Annotated in this window: 11 protein-coding genes; 6 read left to right on the forward strand and 5 right to left on the reverse strand. The window is 57.4% G+C overall.

What is annotated here, in order from left to right; all coding sequences use genetic code 11:
• Nucleotides 1-168 precede the first annotated feature (168 nt).
• From OE750_RS13870 to OE750_RS13885, 4 genes are all read right to left on the reverse strand, one after another.
• Nucleotides 169-1,806, reverse strand: coding sequence for an ABC transporter substrate-binding protein (locus OE750_RS13870; RefSeq protein ID WP_263764872.1), 1,638 nt, complete (start codon nt 1,804-1,806; stop codon nt 169-171).
• A gap of 187 nt (nt 1,807-1,993) precedes the next feature.
• Nucleotides 1,994-2,899: a LysR family transcriptional regulator gene (locus OE750_RS13875; protein WP_263764873.1), complete on the reverse strand. Its 906-nt coding sequence runs from the start codon at nt 2,897-2,899 to the stop codon at nt 1,994-1,996.
• A gap of 403 nt (nt 2,900-3,302) precedes the next feature.
• Nucleotides 3,303-6,758, reverse strand: a complete 3,456-nt coding sequence (smc, locus tag OE750_RS13880) for a chromosome segregation protein SMC (RefSeq protein ID WP_263764874.1) — start codon at nt 6,756-6,758, stop codon at nt 3,303-3,305.
• 133 nt (nt 6,759-6,891) lie between these two features.
• Nucleotides 6,892-7,866, reverse strand: coding sequence for a glutathione S-transferase family protein (locus OE750_RS13885; RefSeq protein ID WP_263764875.1), 975 nt, complete (start codon nt 7,864-7,866; stop codon nt 6,892-6,894).
• Between the two features lie 198 nt (nt 7,867-8,064).
• Between OE750_RS13885 and OE750_RS13890 the strand changes: the two genes are divergently transcribed.
• Nucleotides 8,065-8,430, forward strand: a complete 366-nt coding sequence (locus OE750_RS13890) for a hypothetical protein (protein ID WP_263764876.1) — start codon at nt 8,065-8,067, stop codon at nt 8,428-8,430.
• Here the strand turns inward: OE750_RS13890 and OE750_RS13895 are convergent, their stop codons facing one another.
• On the reverse strand, nt 8,431-9,600 hold the full coding sequence (locus OE750_RS13895; protein ID WP_263764877.1) for a MalY/PatB family protein: 1,170 nt from the start codon (nt 9,598-9,600) through the stop codon (nt 8,431-8,433).
• A 99-nt stretch (nt 9,601-9,699) separates the two neighbouring features.
• On the opposite strand from OE750_RS13895, the gene def (OE750_RS13900) reads away from it, so the two are divergent.
• Genes def (OE750_RS13900) through OE750_RS13920 form a run of 5 tightly spaced genes read left to right on the forward strand, consistent with a single transcriptional unit; the run spans nt 9,700 to nt 12,353 of the window.
• Nucleotides 9,700-10,218 (forward strand): peptide deformylase, encoded by a 519-nt coding sequence (def, locus tag OE750_RS13900; protein WP_263765033.1) that lies wholly within the window; start codon nt 9,700-9,702, stop codon nt 10,216-10,218.
• The gene (gene def, locus OE750_RS13905; protein WP_263764878.1) at nt 10,215-10,709 is read left to right on the forward strand and encodes a peptide deformylase; all 495 of its coding nucleotides are present in this window, start codon (nt 10,215-10,217) and stop codon (nt 10,707-10,709) included. The genes def (OE750_RS13900) and def (OE750_RS13905) overlap by 4 nt, the downstream gene beginning before the upstream one ends.
• Nucleotides 10,706-11,200 carry a peptide deformylase gene (def, locus tag OE750_RS13910; protein ID WP_263764879.1) on the forward strand — a complete coding sequence of 165 codons (495 nt, stop codon included), beginning with the start codon at nt 10,706-10,708 and terminating at the stop codon, nt 11,198-11,200. Before def (OE750_RS13905) ends, def (OE750_RS13910) begins: the two co-directional genes overlap by 4 nt.
• Nucleotides 11,197-12,105, forward strand: a complete 909-nt coding sequence (fmt, locus tag OE750_RS13915; protein WP_263764880.1) for a methionyl-tRNA formyltransferase — start codon at nt 11,197-11,199, stop codon at nt 12,103-12,105. The genes def (OE750_RS13910) and fmt overlap by 4 nt, the downstream gene beginning before the upstream one ends.
• 11 nt (nt 12,106-12,116) lie before the next feature.
• On the forward strand, nt 12,117-12,353 hold the full coding sequence (locus OE750_RS13920) for a hypothetical protein (protein WP_263764881.1): 237 nt from the start codon (nt 12,117-12,119) through the stop codon (nt 12,351-12,353).
• The last annotated feature ends 1 nt before the right edge of the window (nt 12,354 follow it).

Here is a 12,354-nt window from a genome sequence, read left to right on the forward strand (position 1 = left end):
CGGATACATATCAGCGACTTCCTGAAGACGTGCAATTGAACACTTGCGAACAGCAGCCGGTACATACATCTGGGCTCAAACCCGCCCTTCGCCGCAGTAGCGCCCGCCCCCAAAAGCAAAAGCCGCCGAAGTCTCCCTCGGCGGCTCTCTCTACTTTCAAGTCAAGGCTTACTCGTCCAGCCAGACATTTTCCAAATGCATCTCGCGGAACTGGTGGCGCTCGAGGTTCTTCACTTCGGCCACATGATGCAGGCTCGTGTTATACCAATACGGCTGTACGATCGCTCCGCTGTCTTGCAAGATCATCTCCAGATCCTTCATGATTTCACGGCGTGCATCATCATCAAAAACGCCTGTCGCCTTCGCCAGAAGCGCGTCATACTCAGGGTTCTCGTGGCCGCTTTCGTTCCACGCGCCGCCCGTTTTATAGGCCAAAGCAAGCACCTGGATACCCAAAGGCCGCGGCCCCCAGTTGGTTGTCGAGAAGGGGTATTTTGTCCAGTCGTTCCAGAAGGTGCTGCCCGGAATAACCGTGCGTCTGATGTTAAAGCCCGCATCGCGCAACTGCGCTGCAATCGCGTCGGTTGTCACTGTGCGCCAATCGCCATCAATCGAGATAAGCTCCATCTCGGTGTCGCCGTGCCCCGCCTCATCCAGCATCGCCTTCGCCTTCACAGGGTCCGCCGTAATTTTGGGCAGCTCGTAATATTCAGGGTGCATCGGCGCAACATGGTGGTTCTCCGCCACGATCCCTTCGTTGGAATATCCGATCTCGAGCACAGTCGCGTTATCAACAGCCAGTTGCACAGCATTGCGCACCATCTTGTTGTCATAGGGCGGTGAGTCCGCCCGCATCCGCGCCACAATCGTGTTGGCCGTCGGCTTTGATTTCCGCTCAAGCCCGAGCGCATCCAGAATTTCGAGATACTCCGAACCCGTTTCATCGTTCATATGAATCTCACCCGCTTCAAAAGCTGCGATGATATTGGACTGATCCGTGCCAAAATCGGTAAACTCAAGCCCGTCCAGAAGCGCCTGACCGCCCCACCAGCCGCTCTCGCGGCGTTTGAAAGAAGCGCTCACGCCCACTTCATACCCCGTCAGCTCGAACATCCCTGTGCCAATCGCATTCGAGGCAAAATCAGCCTCGGGATCATAGCTCTGGTGCACAATCATCGCAGGATAATCAGACATCCCCGCAATCAGCGAAATATCAGGAACCGAGAGGTTCAACTGCACAGTCATATCGTCGATCTTCTCAATCGCACCGTCACGGGCCTTGCCTGTGGCCTCGTCAATCAGCGGGGTAAAGCGCGCCGCCATAGAGTTGCCTTCCGCAGTGCTGTCACACCAGCGAGTGAGGTTGAAAACCACATCATCCGCAGTGAAAGGGTCCCCGTTGTTCCACAGAGCATTCTTGCGCACATTAAGCGTATAGGTCTTGGAGTCGTCGCTCACGCTCCAACCTTCAAGCAACAGGCCCGAGAAGGTAAAGTCGTTGTTCCAGCGCACAAGCGTTTCGCCGAATTGCCGGAAGATATTGCCATGCTCGCTCCAGTCAAAAGTGCGCGGGTCTTTCATCGCCAGAATCTGCATCCCGATCTTGAGAATGCCGCCTTTCTTGCCCTCGGTTTGAGCCATCGCGGGGGCAGCTTGCCCCAAAAGCCCATACGCCACAGCCGCACTGGCCCCGAAGGTACTCGCCAGAGCCAGAAACTCGCGGCGCTCCATCTTGCCCGCAAGCGTGCTCTCGGCCCACTTTTTTACAAACGGACGCACCGCTTGGCCTTGAATATCGTTCGTCATATCCCGTCTCTCCCGTTGGATCAGCGCTGTATTACTCAGCATCACAACGCGGATTAAGACACCAAAAACGATTCGCGGAAAGCCTTTTGGACAGGCCTGTCTAGAAAGAGCGCCTCACGAAAAAAAAGGCCCCGAAGCAATTCGGGGCCAGTTGCGGGAAAACCGCGGAGAAAATGAGGGGGAGGCGTCACCAGTCGCTCGGGCCTTTGTCGCCAAACGAATGCACCAGAAAGTCGATAAACGCGCGCACCTTGGGCTGCGTAAAGCGCCCGGGTGGATAAACCGCATAGATGCCCTGCGTCTCCATCGGCAGATCAGGAATAGCATCCTCAACCAGCCCCTTCTCAAGCGCATCCGCATAAAGAAAGCTCGGCAGATAAGCGATGCCAAGGCCAGACACGGCCGCGTTCAAAAGCGATTGTCCGTCATTCACAGTCAGCCAGCCTGCCGTGCGCACCTGTCGCTTCTCACCCGACGGCGCCGTGATTTTCCAGACGTTACCGGCCGAGTGGTTCGAGTAATGCAAAAGCTTGTGATCATTGAGGTCATCAATTTTCTGGGGCCGCCCGTGACGCTGGAAATAGCCTGGGCTCGCAATCATCCGCATGCTCGTCTCGGTCAGCTTGCGCGCTCTGAGCGAGCTGTCTTCAAGGTCGCCAATGCGGATGGCCATATCAAAGCCCTCCGAAATCAGCTCCACATAGCGGTTGTTGAGCACCATGTTCACGGTGATATCAGGGAAATCAGCGAGGAACTCACCCAGCACAGGCGAAAGATGGTTCACACCAAAGTCCGTCGCCACAGAAATACGCAATAGGCCCGAAGGGTCCGACTGCATGGAAGACACCAAGGCATCTGCCTCGCCCGCATCATTCAGGACGCGGCGCGCACGGTCATAATATGCAAGGCCGATCTCGGTCGGGCTCACCCGCCGCGTCGTGCGGTTCAAAAGCCGCGCTCCAAGACGCGCCTCAAGGCTCGACACATGCTTTGAAACGGCAGATTTCGAAATCCCCATCTTCTTGGCTGCATCCGTAAACCCGCCTTGGTCCACGACCATTGCAAAGGCTTCCATTTCGGTTAGTCGATCCATACTCGCTCGTCCCTCGGTTTTTCTTTTCAAGGGATGGTATCGCCCCACATTCAGGCAACTTCTGGGCGCTGGTGAGATAATATCAGGGTTTTACCACGGATCGTTCATGGCAGCGAAACAACGAAACAGATGTTTCCAATACGCTCGCGCCTTGCCCTGAGCTTCTTCTTTTTGCCTTAAATACCCAAATCGCGCTGAGCACTCTTTAGGCCGGGCAACACCCCACCGCTCACGCCCCACCGAACGCCCCATTACCTAATTTTGCGTTAACAAGGCCCCGTTTCAGGCGGTGCACGGGTGGTGCACGTATCGTGCACGCTTATCACCCCTCTAGAATCAGGCCGTTCTGCCCCCCGTTAACCCGCCGGTGCGCAGCGTTAACCAGAGCGCTCCGCAAAACGCGTCAGGCCACCATTGCCTCGGCCTTTTTCAGGTCCACAGACACAAGCTGGCTCACGCCCCGCTCCTGCATCGTCACCCCATACAAACGGTCCATCCGGCTCATCGTCACAGCATGGTGGGTGATGATCAAAAACCGCGTATCCGTCTGGCGGCACATCTCGTCGAGCAGGTCACAAAAGCGCGTGACGTTGGCGTCATCAAGCGGCGCGTCAACTTCGTCAAGCACACAGATCGGCGCAGGGTTCGCAAGGAATACCGCAAAGATAAGCGCCATCGCCGTCAGCGTCTGCTCCCCCCCTGACAGCAGCGAAAGTGTCGCCAGTTTCTTACCCGGAGGCTGGCACATAATCTCAAGGCCCGCGTCCAGAGGGTCATCACTTTCGACCAGAACAAGGTTCGCATCCCCGCCGCCAAACAAGTGTTTGAACAGCATCGAGAAGTTGTCATTCACCTGCTCGAAAGCGGTCAGCAAACGCTCGCGTCCCTCGCGGTTGAGGCTGGCAATGCCGCTGCGCAAAGCCCGAATGGCTTCCTCCAGATCGGTCTTTTCTTTTAAAAGATTATCATGCTCTTCCGAGACTTCCTTGGCGTCTTCCTCGGCGCGCAGGTTCACTGCGCCAAGTGCATCGCGTTGCCTTTTCAAGCGGTTCACATCCTGCTCGATCATCTCTGATGCAGGCATCTTTTCAGGGTCCGCGCCAAGGCTTTCAAGCAGCGCCTCTGGCGTGGTTTCCTGCTCTTCCTCAATCCTGTCAGCGGCATAAGCCACAGTCTCGCCTGCCGCATCTGTGCGCGCTTCCGAGCGGGCCCGCGCCTCACGCGCCTCACTCGCCGCTCTCTCCGCATCACGCTCTGCTATGGTTGCGTCCCGCTCCGCACCCTCCGCTGTCGAAAGCGCGTCCGAAGCCACAGCTTTGCGCGCCTCGGCCTGCTCGATCGAGTGGCCCAGCTCCTCACGCTTCGCCGCAATTTCCTCGGGCGCGGCAGTGGCTTCTTTCAGCTCGGCCTCGCTCTCGGTTTTGCGTTCGGCCAGCTCGGCAATCCGCTTGCCCGCCGTCTCCAAACGGTGGCGCCAGCCCGAAAGCTCCTTGGTTACTTCCTGCCCCCGCCGCGTCCGTGCCTCACCCTCACGGCGCAGCTCGTCATGGCCGGACCGCTTCGCCATCATGGTCATCCGCGCGGCCTCAACCGTCATCTTCACATCTTCAACTTCAGCCCTTGCAGTGTCCAGATCTCCGAGCTCTTTCAGCCCCCGTTCGGCCTCCTGCAAAGAGCGCCGCGCCGCCATGGCTTCGTCCTCATGGCGCTTCACAGCAAGGCCCAGAGAGTCGAGGCGCGATTCTGCTAAAGTGCGGTCTGCCTCCGCACGGCTCAAGGCCCTTGCCGCCTCGGCCACAGCCGTATCGGCAGCGCGCCGCGCCTCACGTGCCGCCTTGTCTGCCTCGCCGTCACGCTTAAGCTGTTCAGTCAACGCAACATGCGCCATCCGCGCACCCTGTGCCTTGGAGTTGGCCGCTTCCATCTGCTGTTTGAGGGCTTCCAAACGGTTGAGTTGCTCAAGCCGCAAAGCCGCCGCACTCGGCGCATCCTCGGCCCACGCGCGGAACCCGTCCCAGCGCCACAAATCCCCGTCGAGGCTAACAAGCCGCTGGCCCGGTTTCAGCGCGCCCTGCAAGGCACCCGCCTCATCCGCATCCACCAGCCCGATCTGCGCCATACGCCGCGTTAGAACCGCAGGCACATTCACATGGGCCGACAAAGGCGTGACGCCCTCGGGCAAAGCCTGTGCTTGCGTATAAGCAGGCAATGATGCCCAGCCGGAAGGCCCGTCATTATCCACTTCAGGCGCGCGCAAATCATCGGCCAGAGCCGCGCCAAGCGCCTTCTCGAAGCCGGGTTCGACCTGCACCTGATCAATGATCTGCCCGCCTTCGGCAGTGTCACGCTCGACAAGCCGCGCCAGCGCTGTGGCCTCGGCTGAAAGCGCATTCACTTCACCGTCCGCCTCGCTCAACTCGGCTCTTGCATCCGCCTCGCGCGCCTGCGTTGCGGCCCGTGCATTTTCTGCTGCCGTAAGCGCGTCCTCTGCCTCAGCCGAGCGCTTCGTGGCAAGTCCCTCTGCCTGCTGTGCAGCTTCAAAATCCACGGCGGCTTTTTCAAGCAAGGCCTTCGCCTCGCCCGCCGCAAGCTTGGCCTTTTCCGCTTCTGCGGTCGAGCGCGCCTCGGTCTTGCGGCTGTCTTCCAGCAAGCGCTGCGCCGACTGATGCCTTGCCGCCAAACGGGCCACATCTTCGGTCAGCTCGGAAAGCGCGTTCTCGCGCTCGTGCAACACCTGAGCCGCATCGTGCGAAGCTTCCGAAGCTGCCGCAAGTTTGGCCTCATGGCCCTCGCCCGCTTTCTTCAGCTCGCCCGCTTCCCACTCCAGACGCGCAATCGTCTCGCCTGCGTCGCGGTTCAGCGCATCTTCACGCTCCATATCCGCAGCCAGCTGACGGATACGTGCCTCCAGCGTCTCGATCGTGGCGAGCGCGCGCTTCTCCTGATCAGCCAAGGTATCGCGCTGCACAGTGAGACGCTGCAACACCGCTGCCGCAATCGCCTCTTCCTCGCGCAATGCCGGCAAAGCATCTTCACGTTGCTGGCGCAGTTTTGTCGCCTCACGCGCCGCCGATTCGGCCTGCGCCGCAGCCACCGTGCGCTGCTTTAGGACATCCTGTTCTTCTAGCAGCGATACTTGGGCTTCTTTCCAACGACGATAAAGGAGCAACCCTTCCGACCGCCGCAACTCCTCCCCGATCTCGCGATACCTCGATGCCTGACGCGCCTGCCGTGCAAGCTGAGAAAGCTGGGCTGCCAGCTGCTCCAGCACATCGTCTACGCGGGTGAGGTTTGTCTCGGCCCCTTTCAGCTTCAGTTCCGCCTCATGGCGGCGCTGATACAGCCCCGAGATGCCAGCCGCTTCCTCAAGGATACGGCGGCGATTCTTGGGTTTGGCGTTGATAAGCTCACTGATCTGCCCCTGTCGCACAAGGGCGGGAGAATGGGCGCCCGTCGAGGCATCGGCAAACAACATCTGCACATCACGCGCGCGGGTGTCTTTGCCATTCGCCTTATAAGCGCTGCCCACATCGCGGGTGATACGGCGAACAACTTCAAGGTTGTCCATATCGTTGAAACCCGCTGGCGCGAGGCGGTCCTGATTGTCGATATGCAGGGACACTTCTGCAAAGTTACGCGCAGGCCGCGAGGAGGCACCGGCGAAAATCACATCTTCCATCCCGCCGCCGCGCATAGCAGTGGGGCGGTTCTCGCCCATCACCCAGCGCAGGGCTTCCAGCAGGTTCGACTTACCGCAGCCATTGGGCCCGACAACACCGGTCAGACCGTCCTGAATGATCAGATCGGTCGGATCGACGAAGCTTTTAAACCCCGTAAGTCTGAGCTTGTGAAACCGCACTGCCTAGATTGCGCCTCTTGATTCTTGATTTGAACCAGTCTGGCTGGCGCGCAGGCGGCTTGTCAACGTGGCTTACACCCCATATGGGGTATCCCGCCGAGTTATCCACAAGATATCGGCGTATTACCCCTTTTTAGCCCCGTCCATGCGGCTCCATAAAGTCGATAACAGGGTTGATAGGGATTATACGGCTCGGGTTAATAGTCTCGTGGCTGTAGTGGTAGTGCCGCACAATATGGGCAAAATTCACAGTCTCCGCCACGCCTTCCACCTGATAAAGCTCACGCGTGTAGGCCCACAGATTGGGATAATCAATCAACCGCGCACGATTGCACTTGAAATGTAGATGATAAACCAGATCAAAGCGGATGAGCGTGGTAAACAACCGCCAGTCCGCCTCGGTGATCTGCTCGCCCATCAGGTAGCGCTTGCTTCCAAGCCGCGCCTCAAGCCAGTCAAGAGTGTCAAACAGCGGGCCGGCCGCTTCATCATACGCCTCTTGAGAGGTGGCAAAGCCCGCCTTGTAGACTCCGTTGTTGAGCGTGTCATAAATCCGCGCATTCACCTCTTCGATATCGTCGCGCATCATCTCGGGCCAGTAGTCGTCCGTGTTCCCTGTAAGGCTATCAAACGCACCGTTAAACATGCGGATGATCTCGGAGCTTTCGTTGCTCACAATCGTCTCGCGGGTTTTGTCCCACAAAATAGGCACCGTCACACGGCCTGAAATGCGCGGATCAGCCTTCAAATAAATGTCGCGCGCAAAAGGCAGGCCATAGAGCGTGTCGCCCGTAGCGCCATGCACATCTGTCTCGAATGTCCAGCCGTCCGACAGCATATCAGGATGAACAACCGAGACGCTGATATGTGCCTCAAGCCCTTTTAAGGCCCGAAAAATCAGCGTGCGATGCGCCCAAGGACAAGCATAGGACACATAAAGATGATAACGTCCGCTTTCGGCCGCAAATCCCCCCTCACCCGACGGCCCTGCCGCACCATCCGGCGTAATCCAGTTGCGAAAGGCGGCTGTGGAACGCTTAAAAGAGCCGCCAGTGGACTCGGTATCATACCACTCGTCATGCCATGTGCCCTCTACCAAATGTCCCATCAGAGCCTCCTGTTTCTATCCAATAGGCAAAACTTAGGGCGATGCACCTTTCATATAAACACCCGCTCCCGCGCAGCCCCCCTGCGCAGGTGCACATCCAGCGTCACATGACTGCAACATTAAGCAGTCAGAAAGAAATCGTTACTTGTTTATCAACCAAGCTATGCAAATCTTGCGGGTATTAGGAAGGTGCGCACCATGACAGACTATTTATCTCCAGAGATAGAAGAAGCCCTCAAAGCCGCTCGCAAAGCGGCAATGAAAAAGTCATCCCGCCTGCGGGTCCATGTAGGGGATGCGCAATATCCTATCCTCAAACTCTGGGACAAAGGCTTCGCACTCGACATTACCAATGCTCCCAAGCTGCGCGGATTGGTCGATATTTATGATAGCGCCAAGCATCTGATGAATTGCCTCATAATCGCCGCCGAAGAAGAGGGTGACGTAATGCACTACGAATTCAAACGCGCGACGCAGGCTCACGAAACGCCCCCGCTCGACTATGAGCGCGACAAAGATGCGCCCGTTGCCCTCATAGGCAAAACCGCTCCGTCACTGCACTGATCACTGCAAATCGCCAAAGGCTTCCTTCAACCGCTCCACCGCCAGTTCCACATTGGCGCGTGGCGTGGCCAGATTAAACCGCAAGAAATTTTCGCCGCCAGTGCCAAAGGTTGGTCCGTGGTTGGCCGCGATCTTGGCATCTTCCTCAACACGGCGGGTAAATTCCTCGCGGCTCATCCCTGTGCCTTCAAAGTCAACCCAAGCCAGATAAGTTGATTGCAGCGGCATTGATTTGAGGCCCGGAATGCTGTTCACGCCCGCGTCAAAAATCTTGCGGTTCCCGTCAAGATACTCAACCAGTTCATCAACCCATGCCGCTCCTTCGGGAGAATAGGCCGCCTCGGCCATCTCGATGCCAAAAGAGTTGGCCGATATTCCCAGCCCCATCATCTTGTCGTTGAACTCACCCCGTAGCTTTTCATTTGGCACAATCACATTGCCCGAATGTCCGCCCGCAATATTGAAGGTCTTGGTCGTCGCCGTCATCATCACAAGACGGTCCTCAACACCCGCAATCTTCGCCATCGGAATATGTTTGGCTCCGGGCATCACAAGGTCATGGTGTATCTCGTCAGATACCAAAATAAGGTCGTGTTTCTTGGCAAACTCCGCCACCTGCTTCAGTTCAGCCTCACTCCAGACCCGCCCACCGGGGTTATGAGGGGAGCAAAGAATAACCATCTTCTCCGAGCCATCCAGCAGCGCGTCATAGCTGTCAAAGTCCATCTCGTAGCGCCCGTTTTCAAGCACCATAGGACATTCGACAACTTTACGCCCATTGGCCTTAATCACCTTGGCAAACGCGTGGTAAACAGGCGTAAACAGCACAACACCATCGCCCTTTTCCGTCCATGTATCAACACACAGCGCCGTGCCATTCACCAAGCCATGCGTTGTGAAGATAGCCGCTGGATCAACGTCCCAGCCGTGGCGCTCTTTCATCCACCAACAAATCGCAGCGCGATAGCCTGTATCACCGCCGTAGTAGCCATAAACCCCTTGGTCCAGCATCTTCTGTAAAGCGCCCTGCACGCAGGCAGGCGGGCGAAAATCCATATCCGCAACCCACATGGCAATCCCGTCACCGGCAGGCACATTATAAAGTTTGTCCATCATGTCCCACTTCGCCGAATGGGTTCCTTTACGGTCTATGATCTCGTCAAAATTCATGAAGGCTCTCCAATGTTATTTTGCGTCAAAAGCTAGCCATTTATATTTCGAGCGCAAGGCCATGTTGCGAAGCCTTGCCGCATCGCCTAAATGAGCCTTATGAAAAGGCCAATTCTGATACACCCCGACCCACGCTTGAAGAAAGTCTGCGCCCCGGTGCCGGACCTTTCAGATGATCTGCGCAAGCTCGCGGATGACATGCTCGAAACCATGTATGATGCACCGGGCATTGGCCTAGCTGCACCTCAGGTAGGCGTGCTCTCACGCCTCATCGTGCTTGATTGCGTCAAGGAAGAGGGCGAAGCACCCAAACCTATGGCCATGTTCAATCCCGAGGTCATCGCCTCATCGGACGAGACAAACACCTACGACGAAGGCTGTCTTTCCATCCCTGATCAATACGGCGAAGTAACCCGCCCCAAGGCTGTCGATGTCCGCTGGATAGACCGTGACGGACACGAGCACACAGATACCTTCGATGGCCTCTGGGCCACCTGCGTTCAGCATGAGATCGATCACCTTAACGGCAAGCTTTTCATCGACTACCTCGGTGCAATGCGCCGTCAGATGATCACCCGTAAGATGCAAAAGCTCAAACGAGAGATGATGCGCACATGAGCGTTTTGCCCATCGTTCAATGGCCAGACGCGCGGTTGAGCGAGGTTTGCGCACCTGTAGGGTCTGCCGATCTGGGCAGCCTTATCAGCGACATGTTTGATACCATGTATGCCGCCAAAGGCCGAGGCCTCGCTGGCCCCCAAGTTGGCGCAATGCTACGGCTTTTTGTGATGGACGCGGGCTGGAAAGAAGGCGCACGCACCCCTCTGGTAATGATCAATCCCGAGATCATGCCCCAAGGCGATGCCCTCACTATAAAAGAAATGTGCCTCTCCGTCCCCGAGATTATCGTTCCAGTCTCACGTCCCGAAAGCGTCATTGCGCGCTGGACTGACGCGGGCGGCAACCCCAAAGAAGCACGCTTTGAAGGGGCCGAATCCCGCATTATCCAGCACGAGTTTGACCACTTGGAAGGCAAGCTGCATTTTGACCGCGTATCACAAAGCACGCGCGAAGCCCTGGAAGCGCCCTACCTGAAAGCACTCGCATGACAGCCCGCACCTGCATACCATGGCCCGACAAATGCCTGCGCAGCAAAGCCGCGCCAGTCGAGTCCATCACCGACGAAATCCGTAGCATTTGGCAGGACATGATCGACACCATGGAAGCCATGCCAGGCGTCGGCCTCGCCGCACCCCAGATCGGGGTGATGCTGCGCCTTGCCGTTGTTGACGCCAGCCAAGAGCGCGGCAAAGCCGTTCTCATGGCCAACCCCGAGATCATCAACGCCAGCGGCATCTTTCGTGAGCATGACGAAGCCAGCCCCAACCTTCCCGGCGTTTCGGCTGTGGTCAAACGTCCCCGCGGTGTCAGCGTGCGCTTCCTGAATACCGAAGGCAAAATCGAGCAACGCGAGTTTATCGGCCTCTGGGCCACGTCCATGCAACACCAGATTGATCACCTCAACGGACGCATGTATTTTGACCGCCTCTCCAAGGTAAAACGTGACATGCTCCTGCGCCGCGCGAGGAAGCTGTCATGAGGTTGATTTTCATGGGCTCGCCCGATTTCAGCGTGCCAGTGCTCGACGCTCTGGTTGCAGCAAACCATGATATCGCTGCTGTCTATTGCCAGCCGCCCCGCCCAGCAGGTCGCGGAAAAAAAGAGCGCCTCACTGCCGTGCACACCCGCGCCTTGGAGTTTGGCCTCGAGGTGCGCCACCCCGCCAGCCTCAAGACGGAAGAGGCGCAAAAAAACTTCGCCAGTCTCGCGCCAGAGGTGGCCGTAGTTGTCGCTTATGGGCTGATCCTGCCTCAAGCGGTACTAGATACGCCAACGTATGGCTGTCTCAACATTCACGCCTCCCTCCTGCCCCGCTGGCGGGGCGCTGCGCCCATTCACCGCGCGATCATGGCAGGCGATGCCGAAACTGGCGTCTGCATCATACAGATGGAAGCGGGTCTTGACACAGGCCCGGTCTTGTTACGTGAAAGTACTCCTATCGGCGCAGAAGAAACCACGCTCCAGTTACACAACCGGCTCTCCTCTCTTGGTGCTAAAGCCATTGTAAAAGCATTGGAAACCCTACCGGGCCTCACCCCTTCCCTCCAAACGGACGAGGGAGTCACCTATGCCGAGAAGATCAGAAAAGACGAAGCACGCATTGACTGGACCCAACCCGCTGAAGTGATAGACCGACAGATAAGAGGCCTCTCGCCCTTCCCCGGGGCATGGTGCGAGCTTGAAGGTGCACGCCTCAAAATTCTGGCATCGCGCCTGGCAGCAGGCAGCGGCAACGCAGGTGAAATAATCAATACGCCAGCGTATGTCGCCTGCGGATCAGGCGCGATAGAACTGCTCCGCTTGCAAAAAGCGGGCAGTCAAGCGCAGGATATATCGGAATTCATACGCGGCACACCGCTCCCTCTCGGAACGCGCCTCACTTAAGGAAAAGCCCCATGTTTCCCTCCATGATCGGCACTGTCATCATCGCAGGCATCGTTGGATACATCAGCGAGCGTTCGGGCTTCACCCGCAACGGCATCTTACAATCCATAATCATCTGCGTTGGCGGGGCCTTTGTTTTTTACTTTATCACCCTTATGTTCAATGTAGGTTTCAGAAGCCACGGGATGAACGCCATCGCTGCCTCTGTTGGCGCGCTTGTGATCGTTCCGACCCATTGGAGAAAGTGAA

It is taken from the genome of Lentibacter sp. XHP0401 (assembly GCF_025751535.1).
In the GTDB taxonomy this organism is placed as follows: domain Bacteria; phylum Pseudomonadota; class Alphaproteobacteria; order Rhodobacterales; family Rhodobacteraceae; genus Lentibacter.